Origin of the sequence: Actinokineospora alba (assembly GCF_004362515.1) — a bacterium.
GTDB classification, from domain to species: Bacteria; Actinomycetota; Actinomycetes; order Mycobacteriales; family Pseudonocardiaceae; genus Actinokineospora; species Actinokineospora alba.
The window spans coordinates 6,583,959-6,601,394 of the sequence record NZ_SNXU01000001.1 but is presented as its reverse complement, the minus strand read 5'-3'; the positions used below and the strand labels follow the sequence as shown (position 1 = coordinate 6,601,394).

The following is a 17,436-nucleotide window of genomic DNA, read 5'->3' as shown; positions in this document are numbered from 1 at the left end:
TCGATGGACGACGATGTCGCGTTACTGGGCGGCGTACCGCTGTTCGGCGCTCTCCCCGTCGACCTGCTGACCCAGGTGGCGCAGGCCGCGGAGACGGTCGCGGTCGGGGCGGGCGAGCTGCTCTTCCGGCAGGGCGACCGCGGTGAAACGCTCTACATCGTACGGTCGGGCAGGCTGGAAGTCCTGGTGGACGACGAGATCGTCCGGGTTCACGGCCGCGGCGAGGCGTTCGGCGAACTGGCCCTGCTCTCGGGCGGCGTGCGGACCGCCTCCGTGCGGGCCCGCCGCGACAGCGACCTGCTGGCCCTGCACCGCGCGGAGTTCGACCGCCTGCTCGACACCGAACCCGCGTTCTCCCGCGCGCTCATCCATGAGCTCGGCGCCCGGCTGCGGCGCGGGGACGTGCCGGTCGCCAGGCCACAGTCGAGCACCGTGCTGTCGCTGCTGACGGTGCAGGAGCTTCCCGAGTCCGTCGTGCTCGGCCTCGCCGACCGGCTGACGGTGGAGCTGGCCCGGCACGCCACGGTCGCCCGCGTCGACGGCGGCGAACCGCGGGAGTCCTGGGGCGAGCGGCTGGACGCGCTGGAAGCCGCGCACGAGGTGGTGCTGCTGGTCGCGGCCCGGCGTGCGGGCCCGTGGTGGGAGTTCTGCGCTCGACAGACCGATCGAGCGCTGGTCGTGGTCGATCCGGCGGCGTCCGATCCGGTGCCCACCACGCTGCCCGGGGCGCACCTGGTGGCCCTCGGGACCGCCGGGCTGGCGGGCTGGTTGGACGCCATCGAGCCGGCCGCGCACCACCTGGTGGACCCGGCGTCGCATTCGGACATCGCACGGCTTGCCCGACGGGTGTCGGGACGTGCTCTTGGGCTCGTGCTGTCCGGTGGCGGCGCCCGCGGTCTCGCCCACCTCGGGGTGATCGACGTGTTGCTGCGGGCGGGGGCGCGAATCGACCGGGTCGGCGGGACCAGCATGGGCGCGCTCATGGCCGGGTTGGTGGCGGTGGGGCTCGACATCGACGAGATGCTGCGGGTGGTTCGGCATGAGTTGGTCGAGCGGAAGCCGTTCAGCGACTACACGGTTTCGCGTTACGGGCTGATCCGGGCGAAGCGGGGGGCCGCGATGCTGGAGCGGGTGTTCGGGGATTTGGCGATCGAGGCGCAGCGGCGGTCGTTCTTCGCTGTCAGCGTCGATCTGGTGGGGGCGGAGGTGGTGGTGCACCGGCGGGGGCGGTTCGTGGACGCGATCGGGTTGTCGGTGCGGCTGCCTGGGGTGGCGCCGCCCGCGTGGGTGGATGGGCGGCTGCATATCGACGGTGGGGTGCTGGACAACCTGCCCATCGGGGTGATGGCTTCGGATGGGGAGGGGCCGGTGGTGGCGGTGGACGTGATGCGGCCGTTCCAGCCTGTTCCTGGTGATGAGACGGTGCCGACCGCGGTGGACACGATCGCTCGGGCGATGGTGTTGGCGAGTTGGCAGCGGGCCGCTTCTGGGCGGCTTCTCGCGCATACGTTGATCACGCCGGGGTTGGACACGATGGGGATGTTCGACTTTCGGCGGATGGGGGAGATTGTCGATGCTGGGCGGCGTTCTGCTGAATCGGCTTTGCCCGGGTTGGCTGGGCTGCTTTAGCTGGGCCTGTTCGCCGGCTGTGGCGGGCTTGTGGGCGGGTGCCTGTTTGGGTGGTTCGCCTTGATTTGGGGACCCCTTTGAAATGGGCCGCGCGGGTCAAAAAGGTGGGGCATGAAGGGCCCACCCGCGCCGCGAGTTTGGCCCATTTCAACCCCAAATCAAGGCGAACCACCCAAACAGGCCGTCGGGATGGGCCCCTCACGAATCGGGGTGGTCGGGGGTGGTCGGGATGACGGGTCGTCACACCCAAACAGGCCGTTGGTCTTGGCTCGTTGCGTTCTGTGGGGGGTTACACGGGCTGCTCGATCGCATGGTTCGGTGCTTTGTGCAGGTCCAGGACTGCTGTGAGGGTGCGCATCAGGCCTTCTGGGCCGCCCCAGAAGGTGCCTGCCATGCCGTAGGCCGGGGGTACTCCTTTGGCCAGTTCGGCTGCCTCGAAGAAGATCGTTGGTTCGATGACGTAGATGCCGTCCGCGCGTAGGCGGTCGACGTTGCGGCGGACGCCCTGGTTGTCCCACATCGCGGTGTTCATCGTCGGGGCGACCACGATGGGTGCGGTCGTCGCCGCCGCCACCAAGGAAAGCAGGTCGGAGCATTCCGCCGCTGCCAGTCGTGCTATTGACCGCGCGCTTGCCGGGACTACGGCGATCAGGTCGGCCGACTTCGCCAAGCCGATATGCGGGACGGTCATTCCCTCACGCCGTTCGAAGGGGTCGGTGAAGGTTCGGATGCCGTAGTACTCGTACATCTCCGGCTGGACGAACGCCTTCGCCGACTCGGTGACGATCAGGTCGATCCGCTCGTGGAACCGGGAGTACGCCAGGCTCAGGATCACCGGCCCCATCAGCCCGGCGACCACGCTGCCGGTCATCGCGAGGACGAGGTGGCGGCAGCGCACCGGGCCGGGTTGGAAGCAGTAGCCCTGGTTGTCGCCGAACACCTCGTCGCGTAGGGCCAGCAGGGTTTCCGGGGTGTCGGCCTCGTGCAGCATTCCGTCAGCCAGCAGGGCCTCCACCGCCGAGCGCGCGCCTTGGGCCTCGCCGTCGAGGTGGTTCAGCAGGTCTCGGCCCGAGAGCGGGGTGGCGAGCAGTTGCAGCATCCGTGAGAGCGCGGGTGGGTCGTCGGTGGTGACCACTGATTGGGTGGTGGCGTCGCGGAGCAGGAAGGTGTTCTTCGAGCCGACCGCGGCCGTCGCCGGATGGCGCAGATAGAACTTCTCGGGATCCACGGGTGCCTCCCGCGAGCGAGGTGACTGCTGTTGGGTGACGATACGCCCGGGACGGTCAAACCCCGAGTCGAGCTGAGGTGGGTGCGGATGAGGCGGCTGCTCGGCGTGTTCGCCCACCCCGACGACGAGGTGTTCTGCGCGGGCGGCACGTTCGCCCGACACACCGCGGCGGGTGGCGACGCCGTCGTCGTGTCCGCCACCCGCGGCGAGGCGGGCCAGATCCGCGACGCCGCCGCGGCCACCCGGCGCACGATCGCCGAGGCCCGGGAACGTGAACTGCGGGCCGCGTGCGCCGAACTCGGTGTCGGGCGGGTGCGCCTGCTGGACTATGTGGACGGAACGCTGGCGGACGTCGACGCCGAGCAGCTGACCGGCGAGGTGTCCGGCCTGATCTCCGAGTTCGCCCCGGACGCGGTCATCACCTTCGGCGCCGACGGCGGCTACGGGCACCCGGACCACCAGGCGATCGGCGTCGCAACCACCGAGGCGGTGGCCCGGTTGGGTGGTGCCGCGCCACGGCTGTTCCACAGCCACTTCCCGCGCAGCAGGCTGTTGCTGCTCGACCGGCTCGCGCACTGGCTGCGGGAGTTCGACTTCCGGTTCCAGGGCCAAGGCGACTTCGTCCGCGCGTTCTCCCTGTTCACCCGTGAATCGACGACGATGGGCTTCGCGGGCGACCACATCGAGGTGGGGTGGTTCCCGGCGGGCACGGCGATCGTGGAGCAGGGAGAGCAGCCGAGCAGCCTCTACCTGATCCTCTCCGGTGAGGTCGACGTGCTGCAGGAGCAACCCGACGGGGTTGTCGAGCACCTGCGCGCCATGCGGCAGGGCCAGTTCTTCGGCGAGGTCGCGCTCGCGCAGGGAAGCGCCCGCACGGCGACAGTGGTCGCCAAGGACAGCGTCACCTGCCTGGTGTTCTCACCCGGCTCCCCGACCCTGTTCGGCGGTCGCGGCGCGGGGGCGGGCTTGCCTGCCTTCGCCGGTGGGAACGGACTCGACCTCTCCGGGGCCACCACGGTCATCGACGTCTCCGACCACGTCGACCGCAAACTCGCCGCCATCGCGGCGCACCGCACGCAATACCCGATCGAGCCCGGGATGTTTCCGCCCGCGATCGCGCGGGAGATGCTGGGCCGCGAGTACTTCATCCGGGTGCACCCGCCGGTCGAGCCGGAGACCGATCTCTTCGCAGGCTAGGAATCGCGATACGACAGCGGCGGCCCGTTCGCTCGTGGCCGCCGCAGTCGTGGTCGGGCGGGTCAGCTGCCCTCGACCACCTCGTAGATGTGGTCGGCCACCAGGCCGTGGGCCTCACGGTGCACCCGGACCGCGGATTCCGCGTCCGGCGCCTCGACGAGGCAGAACACCTTGCCGTTCACGTCGTCGACCCAGTAGCTCTTGTAGTTGACGCCGTACTGGGCCTGGGTCTCGAGATCGGCCTTGTGCGCGCCCGCCACGTCGGACGCCGAGGCGCCGTCGGGGAGCTGTTCGTGGACGTCCATGAAGAGGGGCATTTCTCCTCCTTGTGTCGGGATGCCGTTCTGTCACCATGAGTCTCATGCGGGGTCGCACCCAGACCCATGACCGCGCGCCCGCCGTACCTGACCGGGACGCCGCCGTGGTGGCTTCGGCCGACGCGCTCGCTCGGCTGCGGCTGCGGGGCGCGATTTTCCTGCGCGGGGAGTACACCGAGGGCTGGAGCTACGAATCGCTGCCCGCCCGCGACGCCGCGTCGCTGCTGCACCCGGGGAGTCCGCGGGTGATCCTGTTCCACGTCGTCGCCCGCGGGCGGTGCTGGATCGAGGCCGGGCACGACCGGCACTGGGCCGAGGCGGGCGACGTGATCGTGCTGCCCTACGGCGACGAGCACCGGATGGGTGGGGCCACCGAGGTCGAGCCGGTCTCGGTGCTGACCCTGATCGACCCGCCGCCGTGGGCGAGCATGCCGGTGATCCGACACGGGCGCGGCGGTGAGCGCACCGACCTGGTGTGCGGGTACCTCGCCTGCGACGACCCCCTGTTCGACCCGCGGCTGCGCGCTTTCCCGCCGGTGTTCGTGGTCCGCCCGCCGCAGGGGCGGGCCCGGGACTGGGTGCGCGCGAGCATCGAGTACGCCGCCGACCAGACCTCCCCGGTCACGGCGCACCGCATCGCGGCGCCGCCGGAGCTGCCCGAGGTGTTGTTGCGCGAGGTGCTGAAACTGCACCTGGCGGGCGCGCCCGCGGCCCCGACCGGCTGGATGGCGGCCCTGCGCGACCCGGTGCTCGCGCCGCCGCTGGCCGCGATCCACGAGTCACCTGAGCGCAAGTGGACGGTCGCCGACCTTGCCCGGATCGCCCGCGTGTCGGCCACTGTGCTCGACGAGCGGTTCCGGGAGGTTCTTGGCATCGCGCCGATCCGGTACCTCACCGGCTGGCGGATGCACGTCGCCGAGGACCTGCTCGCCGGGTCCGACCTCGGGGTCGCGACGATCGCCCGGCGCGTCGGATACGAGTCGGAGGAGGCGTTCAGCCGCGCCTTCAAGCGCAGGCACGGCTACGCCCCGAGTGTGTGGCGCACGAGCGGTTAGCCCCGCGGTGTCGAGGGTTGGCCGAGGAGATGGGACCAGGTCGTGGTGAGCCAGTCGCGGTAGGCGGCGGCGGTCCAGCCGGTCGTGCCCGCGAGGAGGAGGTAGGTCTCGGCCTGGCCGGTGACCGCGACCGTTTCGGCGAGCCAGTCGAGGTCGCGGTCGGGGGGCAGCAAGCCGTCGGCGGCCATCGCCCGGACGAAGCCGGTCAGCGCGCGGCGGGTGTCGTCGCGTCCGGCGCGCGCCATCTCGGCGATGACGGCCTCGGTGGCCTCGGCCTGCCGCGCGACCGCCAACAGCGGCCCGGTGCGCTCCATCAGCTCGCCGCTGAGCTCGGCCATCGCCCGGACCCGCTTCTCGACGCTCGGCGCGGACATCGCCGCGGCGAACGAGTCGCTCTCGGCGACCGCGACCCGCTCGGGCCCGCCCGCGATCGCCACCTCAAGGCAGCGGACGAGCACCGCGGCCTTGGTCGCGAACCGGACGTAGACCGTGCGCTCGGCGAGTCCGGCTCGCCGCGTCACCTCCGCCAGGGTGGTCGCCGCGTAGCCCTGTTCGAGGAACAGCTCGGTCGCCGCCGCCACCACCCGGGCCTCGGTCTCGGCCCGGCGGGCCGCCCGGAGGTCCTTCTTGACAGTCTCAGCCATGAGATGCAGCATAACTGCATAAGTGCAGTGTCACTGCATTTAGGTCCAAGGAGGCGACCATGGCGCAGGCCCCGCTGCTCGACGGCATTCACCACCTCAAGCTGCCCGTCACCGACATCCAGCGGTCGCTGGCGTGGTACGAGAGCCGCCTCGGCTACGCGACGATGACCGAGTTCGTGGAGGACGGCGTCCTCATGGGAATCGCCATGGGCCACCCCAACGGCGGGCCTGGCATGGCGATCCGACTCGACCCGGCGCGAGCCGCGGCGGCTGCGGGGTTCGACTACTTCGCGATCGGCGTCCCCGGCAAAGACGCCATCGACGCGCTGGCGGACCATCTGACGTCGATGGGGGAGACGCACGACGGCGTGCACCGCACGCCGGTCGGCTGGGTCCTTCTGGGTGCGCACGACCCGGACGGACACGAGATCCGGTTCTACACCGTGCCCCTCGAACTGCCGAATGGCGCCTGAGCTGTCCACGCCGACGCGCTGCCCGGCAGGCTCAGCGTCGCTACCCTGGTTGTGGGTCCTGAATCACCCGATCGGCTCCCCTGAGAGGCCACAATGGACGATCCGGAATTCCTCAAGTGGGTGAACACGCGGCTGCGCGCCGCCGAGATCGCCGTCCACGACGGCGACGCGGACCCCCGGCGCGAGATCTGGTCGCGCCGGGAGCCGGTCAGCATTCTCGGGGCCGCGTGGGTGGCCGTCGGTCGCGCGGAGGTGGACGCCACGTTCGACTGGCTCGCCGAGCGCTTCTCGGGAGCCCAGTCCTATGAGTTCGAGCTGCTCGCCGCCGACGTGGTCGGCGATCTGGCGTACACCGTCGGGTACGAGCACATCGAGTGCCTCACCAACGGCGAACTCTCCAAGTACACGCTCCGCGCCACCCAGATCTACCGCCGGGAAGACGGCGAGTGGAAAGTCGTGCACCGACACGGCGACGCGCTCGACACACCCCGGCAAGCAACCTGAGTGGTTACTCGAAGTCGGCCGCGAGCCGGGGAAACACCTCGCACTTCGTGGGCGTCCCCTTGATTTCCATCACGCCGTACTGGAAGTCGTGGTCCTTGGTGACCGTTTCACCAGGGGCAGCGGAAAAGCCCCAGGTCACCGCCGCGACCACTTTGCTCGCTGCGTCTCGGCAGATCAGCACGGAGAAATGGTTCTCGATGGCTTCGGCGTAGCCGTTCGTGAACGAGGTCTTCACCTGCCACGGCGTCCGGGTGCCGTCGCCGGTGAGCGTCGCCGACTTGTCCGCGAAATCGCCGTCGCCCGCGGGCTTCACCTTCGCGTCGGTCGGTTTGAGGTCGACGGTGACCTTGGCGGGCACCTTCGAGCCGAGATCCATGGCCACCGGGATCGTGCTCGACGCGGGCAGCACCACGACCGCGGAATCCCCGATCGCGGAAACGGGAGCGCCCGCCGCGTCCACCGGGTGGAACTCGAGTCGGGCCACCACGACGCGGGACTCGTTGTTGCGCACCACGGCGAACATCCGGCCGGTCGCCGCACCCGTCTCGACCACCTCGATGTCCGCGGCGGGCTCGGCGGGCTCGGCGGGCTTCCCAGTGGACTGGTCAGCCCGCTGCTCGGGTGTGGCGCCTGTTCCGGTGTCGCCGCCGCTTTGGCAGCCCGCCACCAGCACGGTCGAGGCGATCACGGCCAGGGACAACACGGATCGAGGGAAACCCACGAACAGCTCCAATCTGGTGACCGGACGTGGAGACATCCCAGCTGCGCGTGTCATCCCCAGCGACCGACATAGCGGCATCGACGCGGAGGCGAGCGTACCGGCCGAACGCGGGACGCGTCGGCGGAACGGCCAAGTGCCGCTCAGCCGCCGAGTCGCGGAGTCAGCACCAGGTTTCGGCCATTGAGCGGCTGCACCGACCGGGCGTTGCCACTGGTGAACATCCCCTGAAAGCGCGCGATCGTCGCCGGCGACACGGTCAGGGGCGTCGTCAGGTACCACCGCACCCCTTCGGTGAACGGCGCGGTGGTGAGCGAACCGGTGTAGCCCAGCATGAGGCGGTTGGCGGGCAGCAGGGTTGCGAGATCGATGTCGGGCACGTCGACCGGTTCGCCGCATTCCGGCGCCAGTCTGGACAACACCGTGTCGACAGTGGACCGCGCGCCCGGGCGCAGCGGCACCCCGATGACCACCAGCTTGCCATCGGCGGAGCGGTGGACCAGGTGCATCTCGAGCGGATCCGCTCGTCCGCCGACGCGGTGCTCGGCGGGCGTGTGGAAGTGGAACTGGACCAGGTCGTAGCGCACGCCTGCCAGCGTGACGTGTCCCGAACCCGGTTCGACCGCGGCTTCCTCGGTCTCCTCCGCATGGCGCGTGGCGCATCCGGTCGGGCTGGACAGGTCCTTGCGGACGTACTCCAGCTCCACATCCGTGCGCCCGTAGGAGACCGAGAGCTTGGGCTGGGCGGGGTCGAATCTGATCGCGTCGAAGGTGACGTCGATCGGGCTTTGGGTTGGCTCCCGCGAGTGCGCGGCCCCGCCGGTGGCGGTGACCATGGTTGCGGCGAGCACGAGAGGAACGATGATGAGGCCACGACGTGCCACGGGCTCAGAACCTTTCGGGTCCCGGACGGGCGTCGATACGCCCGTCCGGAGTGATCACCCAGGTGGATGACGCACAAGAGAATGAGCTCGATCTTTGACCTGTGTTAACCCATTCGCAAGTTCCTGGAAACGGGCATATGCCGTCGAATCCGGCAAACAGGCTGAATTCGCGCCGCTATATAGGGTGATTTGGACTACTTTCCGGTTGATCACGCCGCTGGGCCTGCGCCACGGGGACGATGCCCATACGTTCGGACCGTGTCCCTACGTAGTCATCTCGCCGCCCTCGCCCTTGCCGTGTCCGCGGTCGCCTCGACGACCCAGGCGGCGACGGCGGGTCCGGTGTGGACACCGGGACCGTGCGACGGGAGTGATGGGGTCACCGTCGCGGTCGACCTCACCGGCGCGGGTCGCCCGGAGGTCGTCGTCCGCTGCGCCCACGGCCACCATGGCGACGCGCGAGCCGCCCTCGAAGGCGCGGGAGTGCCGGTGCACGCCGGTCAGCAGCTCGGCGCGTATCAGGACAACGACTACGTCTGCCGTGTCGACGGGCTGCCGGCGTCCGACCCGTGTGCCGGGCACGCCGACGGTCAGCCGTACTGGAAGGTGTGGCGGGTCGGCGTCGACCCGCTCTCCTGGCGCGGCGCGATGACCGACGGCGGACCGGGCGCGGTGCGCACGTGCGCGGGCGCCCTGGTCGGGTTCAGCTTCGGCGTGGGAACGCCACAGGACCCCAACGTCATGACGGTGGCGCCAGACCAGGTCGTCACCGACCCGGCCTGGCTACCCCCAGCTTGCTGACTAGCTCAGCTCAGTTCGGCTTCGGCGCGCTTGATCGCGGCGAACTCCTCCTCGGGTGCGTTCGCGACCAGGCGGTGGCGGCTGTAGAACCAGAAGTAAGCAAGGGCGGCGAGGAAGATGCCGCCGGTGATCGCGGCGGCGACCAGGTCGACCAGGAAGGTGGCGACCACCGCGGCCACCGCGAGCACCAAGGCCACGCCGGTGGTGATGGCGCCGCCGGGCGTGCGGTACGGCCGCTCCAGGTCCGGTTCGCGCTTGCGCAGGACGATGTGGGACAGGTTCAGCAGGACATAGGACACCGTGGCGCCGAAGACGGCGATGTTGATGAGCAGCGCGCCCGCGGCCGCCGGGTCCTTCGCGGCCAGGACGGTGGCCAGGACGAAGCCGATGGTGCCGGGAACGATCAGGGCGAGCACCGGGGTCTTGCGCGAGCCCGTCTTCGACAGCCAGCGCGGCACGTAACCCGCCCGGGACAGGGCGAACAGCTGGCGTGAGTACGCGTAGATGATGGAGAAGAAGCTGGCGACCAGGCCCGCGAGGCCGACGTAGTTGATGATCTGGCTCAGCGCGTTCTGCCCGCCGTAGGCGAGCTTCACCGAGTCCACCAACGGGTTGTTCGAGTTGGCGATCGCGGCCGAGCCGGAGCCGCCGGGGGCGACCAGCAGGATCAGCGCGGCGAACACGGTCAGCGCGCCCATCGCGGCGATGATGCCGCGCGGCATGTCCCGCTTCGGGTCGCGCGCCTCCTCCGCGGCGAGCGGGACCCCTTCCACCGCAAGGAAGAACCAGATGCCGTAGACGAGCGCGGCCAGCACACCGGTGATACCGAACGGCAGGAAGGCGCTGGCGCCGAACGCGTCGGTGGCGGGGATGTCGAGCAGCTTGCCCGCGTCGAACTTCGGCACCATGCCGACCACGAAGGCCACCAGCGCCACAACCGCGACCGCGGTGATCGCGAACATCACCCGCAGCGCCTCGCCGACGCCACGCAGGTGGATGCCGATGAAGATCAGGTAGCACGCCAGGTACACCGGCCAGCTGTTCGTCAGCCCGAACAACCCGAGCGCCTCGACGTAGCCGCCGATGAACACCGCGATGGCGGCCGGGGCTATCGAGTACTCGATCAGAATGGCCACACCAGTCGCGAACCCGCCGAGCGGGCCGAGCGCGCGGCGCGCGAAGCCGTATCCCGCGCCCGCGACGGGCAGGGCCGAGGACATCTCCGCGAGCCCGAACACCATGCAGCCGTACATGACCGCCATCAGCACGGTCGCGATGAGCAGCCCGCCCCAGCCGCCCTTGGCCAGGCCGAAGTTCCAGCCGGCGAAGTCGCCGGAGATGACATAGGAGACCCCGAGTCCGGCCAGCAGCAGCCACCCCGCGGCTCCCCGTTTGAGCTGCCGCTGCCGCAGATAGTCCGCGTCGACTTCGCTGTATTCGACGTGCTCGCGGTTCCGGTGCACGGACACGGTGCCTCCCGAGATGGGTCAATGGGCCGTGGGCGGTCCTTTAAAGTGTGCTAGAGGTTCCGCCGCTCTCACGTTCTTGTCAAGTGTTACTGCGCGAACCCGTTTTGACCAGAACCGGCTGTGGACACCCAAGGTTTAATGGGCTACAAATGCTCCATTGAACGAGCGGGAGGTGGACGGCGATGGGGCGACGCAAGGGCATGCTCACCGTGGCGGAGCTGCGGGCGCTGGTCGACGCGGGCACGGTCGACACCGTGCTGGTGGCGATCACCGACATGCAGGGCCGACTGCAGGGCAAGCGGTGCGGGGCGGAGTACTTCCTCGCCGAGGTCGTCCCGCACGCCACCGAGGCCTGCAACTACCTGCTGGCGGTGGACGTCGACATGAACACCGTCGACGGTTTCGAGATCTCCTCGTGGGAAAGGGGATACGGCGACTGCGTCCTGCGGCCCGACCTGGACACCCTGCGCCTGGTTCCCTGGCAGGAGGGCACCGCCCTGGTCCTCGCCGACGTCGAGTGGGTCGGCGGCGGCGACGTCGCGCCGTCGCCCCGGCAGGTGCTGCGCCGCCAGCTCGACCGGCTCGCCGAGCGCGGCCTGGGCGCCTATGTCGGCACCGAACTGGAGTTCGTCGTCTTCGACGACACCTACGAGCAGGCCTGGCAGCGCGGCTACCGCGACCTGACGCCGTCGAACCAGTACAACGTCGACTACTCGATGATCGGGACCGGCCGCGTCGAGCCGCTGCTGCGCCGCATCCGCAACGAGATGACCGCCGCCGGGATGTATGTGGAGTCGGCCAAGGGCGAATGCGCGCCCGGCCAGCACGAGATCGCGTTCCGCTACACCGACGCGCTGTCCACTTGCGACAATCACAGCATCTACAAGACCGGCGCGAAGGAGATCGCGGCCCAGGAGGGCAAGAGCCTGACCTTCATGGCCAAGTACGACCAGCGCGAAGGCAACTCCTGTCATATCCACCTGAGCCTGCGCGCCACCGACGGCGAGGCCGTACTCGCCGGTGAGTCCGAAGCGGGCTTCTCGCCGCTGATGGAGCACTTCCTCGCAGGCCAACTGGCCTGCCTGCGCGAGTTCACCTACTTCTACGCGCCCAACATCAACTCCTACAAGCGTTATGTGCCGGGGAGTTTCGCGCCCACCGCGATCGCCTGGGGGGTGGACAACCGCACCTGCGCGCTGCGCGTGGTCGGGCACGGCGAGTCGCTGCGGGTGGAGAACCGGGTGCCGGGCGGCGACGTCAACCCGTATCTCGCGGTGGCGGCGATGATCGCGGCCGGGCTGCACGGCATCGACAACGAACTGCCGCTGGAGCCCGCGCTGACCGGCAACGCCTACACCTCGGGCAGGCCCACTGTGCCCACGACGCTGCGGGAAGCGGCCGAGGTGCTGGCGAACAGCAAAGCCGCCCGGCTCGCCTTCGGCGACGATGTGGTCGAGCACTACCTCAACGCGGCCAAGGTCGAAGTGACCGCCTACGACGCCGCGGTGACCGACTGGGAGAAGGTCCGTGCCTTCGAACGCCTCTAGGCCCGTCATCGGGCTCACCGCATACCTTGAGCCTGCCCGGTTCGGCGTGTGGGACACCGAGTCCGCCGTCCTGCACCGCGAGTATGTCGACGCGACGGTGGCGGCGTGCGGCGTGCCGGTCCTGTTGCCGCCCATCGGTGTGCCGGACCTGGCCGGGATCGTCGACGGCCTCGTCCTCACCGGTGGCGCCGACGTCGACCCGGCGCGCTACGGCGCGTCCCCGCACGGGACGACCGTCAGCAGGCCGGGCCGCGACGCCTTCGAGTTCGCCCTGCTCGACGCCGCGATGGCGGCGGGCGTGCCCGTCCTCGGCGTCTGCCGGGGCATGCAGGTGCTCAACGTCGCGCTCGGCGGGACGCTGACCCAGCACCTGCCGGAGGTGACCGGCACGGCCGACCACCAGCCCGCGACCGCGACCTTCGGCAAGTGCGAGGTCCGGCTCGCCGAGGGCAGCCGGGCCGCCGCGATCCTCGGCGCGCACACGACCGCGCACTGCTACCACCACCAGGCGATCGCCACGCTCGGCCCGGAACTGCGCGCGGCCGGTTGGGCCGAGGACGGCACGGTCGAGGCTGTCGAGCGACCCGGCGACCAGTTCGTCCTCGGCGTGCAGTGGCACCCCGAGCAACAGTCCGATGATGTGCGGCTCTTCGCGGCCCTGGTCGCCGCCGCGCGCCGCCACCGCGAGGAGAGGGCATGACAGCCACGTTCGACGTGATCAACCCGGCCACCGAACAGGTCGTGGACTCGGTCCGGCTGGTCACGGCCGAGGAGACCGACGCCGCGATCGCCCGCGCGGCCAAAGCGTTCCCGGCCTGGCGGGCGGTCGCGCCGGGAGACCGGGCGCGGTTGCTGCGTCGCTTCGCCGACGCGGTCGACGCCGACCTGGAGAACCTTGCCCGGCTAGAGGTGTTGAACGCCGGGCACACGATCGGCAACGCGCGCTGGGAGGCGGGCAACGTTCGCGACGTGCTGCACTACTACGCGGCGGCCCCGGAGCGGCTCACCGGCAGGCAGATCCCGGTGCCCGGGGGAGTGGACCTCACCTTCGCCGAGCCGCTGGGCGTGGTCGGCGTGATCGTGCCGTGGAACTTCCCGATGCCGATTGCGTCCTGGGGTTTCGCGCCAGCGCTCGCGGCGGGCAACACAGTCGTGCTCAAGCCCGCCGAACTCACCCCGCTGACCGCGGTGCGACTGGCGGAGTTGGCGCACCAAGCCGGGATTCCTGAGGACGTGTTCCAGGTCTTGCCCGGCAAGGGTTCGGTGGTCGGGCAGCGGTTCGTCACGCATCCGTTGGTGCGCAAGGTGGTCTTCACCGGGTCCACAGAGGTCGGAAAGCAGATCATGGCGGGCTGCGCGGACCAGGTGAAGCGGGTGACGCTGGAACTGGGCGGGAAGAACGCGAACATCGTCTTCGCCGACGCCGACCTGGAGAAGGCCGCGGCGGCGGCGCCGTACGGGGTGTTCGACAACGCGGGCCAGGACTGCTGCGCCCGGTCGCGCATCCTGGTGCAGAAGTCGGTCTACGACCGGTTCATGGAACTGCTCGAACCCGCCGTGCTCGGCGTCGTCGTCGGCGACCCCGGCGACGAGAAGACCGAGATGGGCCCGCTGATCTCCCACGGGCACCGGGCGAAGGTGCGGTCATACCTGCCCGAAGGCGCCCCGATCGCCTTCCAGGGCAAGGCCCCCGACGGGCCGGGCTACTGGTTCCCGCCGACCGTGGTCACCCCGTCGGGCGTGCGCGACCCGCTGGCCGCGGACGAGATCTTCGGGCCCATCGTCGCCGTGCTCCCGTTCGCCGACGAGGCCGACGCGATCGCCATGGCCAACGACACCGACTACGGCCTGTCCGCCTCGATCTGGACCCGCGATGTCGGCCGCGCGCTGCGGGTGTCCCGGGCGGTCGAGGCCGGGAACCTGTCGGTCAACTCGCATTCGTCGGTGCGGTACTGGACACCGTTCGGCGGCTTCAAGCAGTCCGGCCTCGGCCGGGAACTCGGCCCGGACGCCCTCGCGGCGTTCACCGAGACCAAGAACGTCTTCATCGACACGGAGGGATGATCGGCTATGCGACGTTTCGAGGGCAGGGTGGCGGTCATCACCGGCGGCGCGAGCGGCGTGGGACTGGCCACGGCGCACCGGCTGGCCGACGAGGGCGCCACGATCGTGGTGGCGGATGTGTCCGACGCGGCGGGCAAGGCGGTGGCCGACGAGGTCGGCGGCCTGTTCGTGCACACGGACGTGACCGACGAGGAGCAGGTGCGGTCGCTGTTCGACACGGCGGTCGCTGAGTTCGGCTCGGTCGACGTGGCGTTCAACAACGCGGGCATCTCCCCGCCCGACGACGACTCGATCCTCACTACCGGGCTCGACGCCTGGCAGCGGGTCCAGCAGGTCAATCTGACCTCGGTGTACCTGTGCTGCAAGTACGCGATCCCGCACATGCAGCGGCAGGGGAAGGGGTCCATCGTCAACACCGCGTCGTTCGTGGCGGTGATGGGCGCGGCCACCTCGCAGATCTCCTACACCGCGTCCAAGGGCGGGGTGCTGGCGATGAGCCGGGAGTTGGGTGTGCAGTTCGCCCGCGAGGGCATCCGGGTCAACGCCCTGTGTCCGGGTCCGGTGAACACGCCGCTGCTGCGGGAACTGTTCGCCAAGGACCCGGAGCGGGCCGCGCGCAGGCTGGTGCACGTGCCGGTCGGGCGCTTCGCCGAACCCGGCGAGATCGCCGCTGCGGTAGCATTCCTTGCCAGTGACGACGCGTCGTTCATCACCGCGTCCCAGTTCCTTGTGGATGGTGGGATCTCAGGCGCATACGTGACCCCGGTGTAGGAGAGCAGATGAGTGTGCAGGCGAGTGCGGCACTCTTCCGACCGGTCCGTGCGGGGAACGCGTTCGAAGAGACCGTGGAACGCCTGCTCCAGGCCGTCCGCCTCGGCGTCGTCGAGGCAGGCGGCCGGCTCCCGCCCGAGCGCGAGCTGTCCGAACGCCTCGGGGTCAGCCGGGTGACCGTGCGCGAGGCGATCCGCGCGCTGTCCGACGCGGGCTACGTCGAGTCGCGCCGCGGTCGCTACGGCGGCACCTTCGTCAACGCGGTGCTGCCCCCGAAACCCGCCGGCGACGGGATCATCGACGCCGAAGAGCTGGAGGACGTGCTCTGCCTGCGGCACGTGCTCGAGACCGGGACCGCCGAACAGGCCGCGATGCGCTCGCTCACGCCCGACGAGCGGCGCCACCTCAAGGACGCGCTCACCGAGGCCTCGGTGGCCGACCTGGACGACTACCGCCGCCGCGACGCCCGGCTGCACCTGGCGATCGCGGAGTCCAGCGGCTCGACGTCGCTCACCAGCGCGGTGGCCGACGTGCGGATGCGGGTGGACGCCCTCCTCGACCGCATCCCCCTGCTGCAGCCGAACCTGGACCACTCCAACACCCAGCACGCGACGATCGTCGACGCCATCCTCGGCGGCGACCCGGCGACCGCGCGCCAGGCGATGGCCGAGCACACCGAGGGCACGGCGTCGCTGCTGCGCGGTTTCCTCCGCTGAGTGTCGAGTGCGCGAAGTTGCGTGTAATGGTTGGTTTTCGGCTATTTGAGCCTTGACGCGCTCATCTTTGTGCGTCAAGCTTCCTGTCCAGGCGAGTCTAATGGGTCACATTTGATCCATTAAACCCTGGAAGGACTGCTCATGCGAGTACCGCTCCTCATCCCCATTACGGCCCTTGTGGTCGGTGCGCTGAGCTGGGCGCCGACCCCGTCCGTCGCCGCCGCGCCCCCCGCGTGCGCCACCCTCGACCCGGGCCAGGCCTGGTACGGCGAGAACCGCCAGCGGCTCGACGCCATGATCGCCGAGCACGGCCGTTGCGGCAGCCCTGGGCGGCCTCCGGTCGCCGTGTTCGACTGGGACAACACCGTGATCCGCAACGACGTCGGCGACGCCACCCTGTTCTGGGCGCTGCGCAACGACGTCGTGCGCCAACCCGCCGACTGGGCCGCCACCAGCCGGTACCTGACACCCGCCGCCGCGACAGCTCTGCGGGCGGCGTGTGGCACCGTCGCGCCCGGCAAGCCATTGCCCACCAGCACTGACACGCGGTGCGCCGACGAGATCCTGGCCGTCTACTCCACGGCGGCGACCACCGCGGGCGCGTCCGCGTTCGCGGGCTTCGACCACCGGCGGATGGAACCGGCCTACGCCTGGCTCCCTCAGCTGCTGGCCGGGTGGACGCCCGCCCAGGTCCGTGGGTTCGCCGCGGCCGCGCGGCGGGAGAATCTGGCGGCTCCGGTGGGGGCCACCCAGCTTGTCGGCACCCAGCGGGTGACGGGCTGGGTGCGCTACTACGACCAGCAGCGTGATCTGCTCCGGACGTTGCGGCGCAACGGTTTCGACGTCTGGGTTGTCTCCGCGTCACCGCAGGACGTGGTCGAGGTGTGGGCCGCGGGCGTCGGCGTCGCGGCGAACCGGGTCGTCGGCATCCGCTCGGTCACGCGGGCGGGCGTGCTCACCCACCGGCTGACCGGGTGCGGCGACGTGCCCGACGGCGCGGACAGTGTGATCACCTACCTTGACGGCAAACGCTGCTGGGTCAACCAGGAGATCTACGGCGTGCGCGGCGCCAAGGCGTTCGAGCGACAGGCCGACGACAAGCGGCCGGTGTTCGCCGCGGGCGACTCGACGACCGACCTCACGTTCGTCCGCGACGCCACCGCGCTGCGCCTGGTGATCAACCGGAACAAGACCGAGCTGATGTGCCACGCCTACCACGACCTCGACGGCCGCTGGATCGTCAACCCGATGTTCATCCAGTCCAAACCCGCGCAGGCGAAGCCCTATCCCTGTGCCACCACGGGTGCGACCGACGCCGCGGGCACTCCTGTGCCGGTTGTCGACGACGCCGGACACGTGATCCCCGACCAGCTCGACACCGTCCACTAGGGACGGTCTTCTTCCCTGTCACCCCTGCAG

Annotated in this window: 18 protein-coding genes; 12 read left to right on the top strand and 6 right to left on the bottom strand. The window is 70.1% G+C overall.

The genetic code is table 11. The annotated features are described in order from the left end of the window. Window positions 1-3 precede the first annotated feature (3 nt). Window positions 4-1,629 carry a patatin-like phospholipase family protein gene (locus C8E96_RS29800; RefSeq protein WP_166658161.1) on the top strand — a complete coding sequence of 542 codons (1,626 nt, stop codon included), beginning with the start codon at window positions 4-6 and terminating at the stop codon, window positions 1,627-1,629. Window positions 1,630-1,918: 289 nt separating this feature from the next. On the opposite strand, the gene C8E96_RS29795 is transcribed toward C8E96_RS29800, so the two are convergent. Further along, the gene (locus tag C8E96_RS29795) at window positions 1,919-2,857 is read right to left on the bottom strand and encodes a flavoprotein (RefSeq protein WP_091377482.1); all 939 of its coding nucleotides are present in this window, start codon (window positions 2,855-2,857) and stop codon (window positions 1,919-1,921) included. Window positions 2,858-2,944: 87 nt separating this feature from the next. Between C8E96_RS29795 and C8E96_RS29790 the strand changes: the two genes are divergently transcribed. Next, on the top strand, window positions 2,945-4,054 hold the full coding sequence (locus tag C8E96_RS29790; protein ID WP_091377485.1) for a PIG-L family deacetylase: 1,110 nt from the start codon (window positions 2,945-2,947) through the stop codon (window positions 4,052-4,054). A gap of 62 nt (window positions 4,055-4,116) precedes the next feature. On the opposite strand, the gene C8E96_RS29785 is transcribed toward C8E96_RS29790, so the two are convergent. Then, window positions 4,117-4,371 (bottom strand): DUF4242 domain-containing protein, encoded by a 255-nt coding sequence (locus tag C8E96_RS29785; protein WP_133794877.1) that lies wholly within the window; start codon window positions 4,369-4,371, stop codon window positions 4,117-4,119. Window positions 4,372-4,415: 44 nt separating this feature from the next. On the opposite strand from C8E96_RS29785, the gene C8E96_RS29780 reads away from it, so the two are divergent. After that, window positions 4,416-5,426, top strand: a complete 1,011-nt coding sequence (locus tag C8E96_RS29780; RefSeq protein WP_091377488.1) for an AraC family transcriptional regulator — start codon at window positions 4,416-4,418, stop codon at window positions 5,424-5,426. Here C8E96_RS29780 and C8E96_RS29775 read toward each other — a convergent pair. Beyond that, window positions 5,423-6,070 carry a TetR/AcrR family transcriptional regulator gene (locus tag C8E96_RS29775; protein ID WP_166658160.1) on the bottom strand — a complete coding sequence of 216 codons (648 nt, stop codon included), beginning with the start codon at window positions 6,068-6,070 and terminating at the stop codon, window positions 5,423-5,425. The genes C8E96_RS29780 and C8E96_RS29775 overlap by 4 nt on opposite strands. Before the next feature lie 59 nt (window positions 6,071-6,129). Here C8E96_RS29775 and C8E96_RS29770 point away from each other — a divergent pair, with 59 nt between their 5' ends. Beyond that, entirely contained in the window at window positions 6,130-6,543 is a 414-nt protein-coding gene (locus tag C8E96_RS29770) for a VOC family protein (RefSeq protein ID WP_091377495.1), read from the top strand. 93 nt (window positions 6,544-6,636) lie between these two features. Then, on the top strand, window positions 6,637-7,047 hold the full coding sequence (locus C8E96_RS29765; protein WP_091377498.1) for a nuclear transport factor 2 family protein: 411 nt from the start codon (window positions 6,637-6,639) through the stop codon (window positions 7,045-7,047). Between the two features lie 4 nt (window positions 7,048-7,051). Here the strand turns inward: C8E96_RS29765 and C8E96_RS29760 are convergent, their stop codons facing one another. Next, entirely contained in the window at window positions 7,052-7,768 is a 717-nt protein-coding gene (locus C8E96_RS29760) for a hypothetical protein (RefSeq protein WP_133794876.1), read from the bottom strand. A 140-nt stretch (window positions 7,769-7,908) separates the two neighbouring features. Then, a complete protein-coding gene (locus tag C8E96_RS29755; protein WP_133794874.1) occupies window positions 7,909-8,649 on the bottom strand; it encodes a carbonic anhydrase family protein in 741 nt (246 codons plus the stop codon). 258 nt (window positions 8,650-8,907) lie between these two features. Between C8E96_RS29755 and C8E96_RS29750 the strand changes: the two genes are divergently transcribed. Then, a complete protein-coding gene (locus C8E96_RS29750) occupies window positions 8,908-9,450 on the top strand; it encodes a hypothetical protein (RefSeq protein WP_133794872.1) in 543 nt (180 codons plus the stop codon). Between the two features lie 5 nt (window positions 9,451-9,455). Here the strand turns inward: C8E96_RS29750 and eat are convergent, their stop codons facing one another. Next, window positions 9,456-10,919, bottom strand: a complete 1,464-nt coding sequence (eat, locus tag C8E96_RS29745; protein ID WP_228770002.1) for an ethanolamine permease — start codon at window positions 10,917-10,919, stop codon at window positions 9,456-9,458. Between the two features lie 182 nt (window positions 10,920-11,101). Here eat and C8E96_RS29740 point away from each other — a divergent pair, with 182 nt between their 5' ends. From C8E96_RS29740 to C8E96_RS29715, 6 genes are all read left to right on the top strand, one after another. Beyond that, a complete protein-coding gene (locus C8E96_RS29740; protein WP_228770003.1) occupies window positions 11,102-12,466 on the top strand; it encodes a glutamine synthetase family protein in 1,365 nt (454 codons plus the stop codon). Then, window positions 12,447-13,166 (top strand): gamma-glutamyl-gamma-aminobutyrate hydrolase family protein, encoded by a 720-nt coding sequence (locus C8E96_RS29735; protein WP_091377511.1) that lies wholly within the window; start codon window positions 12,447-12,449, stop codon window positions 13,164-13,166. Before C8E96_RS29740 ends, C8E96_RS29735 begins: the two co-directional genes overlap by 20 nt. Beyond that, window positions 13,163-14,530, top strand: a complete 1,368-nt coding sequence (locus C8E96_RS29730) for an aldehyde dehydrogenase family protein (protein ID WP_091377513.1) — start codon at window positions 13,163-13,165, stop codon at window positions 14,528-14,530. Before C8E96_RS29735 ends, C8E96_RS29730 begins: the two co-directional genes overlap by 4 nt. A gap of 6 nt (window positions 14,531-14,536) precedes the next feature. Next, on the top strand, window positions 14,537-15,301 hold the full coding sequence (locus C8E96_RS29725; protein WP_091377516.1) for a 3-oxoacyl-ACP reductase: 765 nt from the start codon (window positions 14,537-14,539) through the stop codon (window positions 15,299-15,301). Between the two features lie 8 nt (window positions 15,302-15,309). After that, window positions 15,310-16,017 (top strand): FadR/GntR family transcriptional regulator, encoded by a 708-nt coding sequence (locus C8E96_RS29720; RefSeq protein WP_091377518.1) that lies wholly within the window; start codon window positions 15,310-15,312, stop codon window positions 16,015-16,017. Window positions 16,018-16,158: 141 nt separating this feature from the next. Beyond that, window positions 16,159-17,406, top strand: coding sequence for a haloacid dehalogenase-like hydrolase (locus C8E96_RS29715; RefSeq protein WP_091377521.1), 1,248 nt, complete (start codon window positions 16,159-16,161; stop codon window positions 17,404-17,406). Window positions 17,407-17,436 lie beyond the last annotated feature (30 nt).

Bases quoted from the DNA above. Each gene is read 5' to 3' on its own strand.
- C8E96_RS29790 (WP_091377485.1), top strand. From the start codon at position 2,945: ATGAGGCGGCTGCTCGGCGTGTTCGCCCACCCCGACGACGAGGTGTTC.
- C8E96_RS29780 (WP_091377488.1), top strand. From the start codon at position 4,416: ATGCGGGGTCGCACCCAGACCCATGACCGCGCGCCCGCCGTACCTGAC.
- C8E96_RS29800 (WP_166658161.1), top strand. From the start codon at position 4: ATGGACGACGATGTCGCGTTACTGGGCGGCGTACCGCTGTTCGGCGCT.
- C8E96_RS29765 (WP_091377498.1), top strand. From the start codon at position 6,637: ATGGACGATCCGGAATTCCTCAAGTGGGTGAACACGCGGCTGCGCGCC.
- C8E96_RS29770 (WP_091377495.1), top strand. From the start codon at position 6,130: ATGGCGCAGGCCCCGCTGCTCGACGGCATTCACCACCTCAAGCTGCCC.
- C8E96_RS29720 (WP_091377518.1), top strand. From the start codon at position 15,310: ATGAGTGTGCAGGCGAGTGCGGCACTCTTCCGACCGGTCCGTGCGGGG.
- C8E96_RS29785 (WP_133794877.1), bottom strand. From the start codon at position 4,371: ATGCCCCTCTTCATGGACGTCCACGAACAGCTCCCCGACGGCGCCTCG.
- C8E96_RS29725 (WP_091377516.1), top strand. From the start codon at position 14,537: ATGCGACGTTTCGAGGGCAGGGTGGCGGTCATCACCGGCGGCGCGAGC.
- C8E96_RS29730 (WP_091377513.1), top strand. From the start codon at position 13,163: ATGACAGCCACGTTCGACGTGATCAACCCGGCCACCGAACAGGTCGTG.
- C8E96_RS29740 (WP_228770003.1), top strand. From the start codon at position 11,102: ATGGGGCGACGCAAGGGCATGCTCACCGTGGCGGAGCTGCGGGCGCTG.
- C8E96_RS29775 (WP_166658160.1), bottom strand. From the start codon at position 6,070: ATGGCTGAGACTGTCAAGAAGGACCTCCGGGCGGCCCGCCGGGCCGAG.
- C8E96_RS29715 (WP_091377521.1), top strand. From the start codon at position 16,159: ATGCGAGTACCGCTCCTCATCCCCATTACGGCCCTTGTGGTCGGTGCG.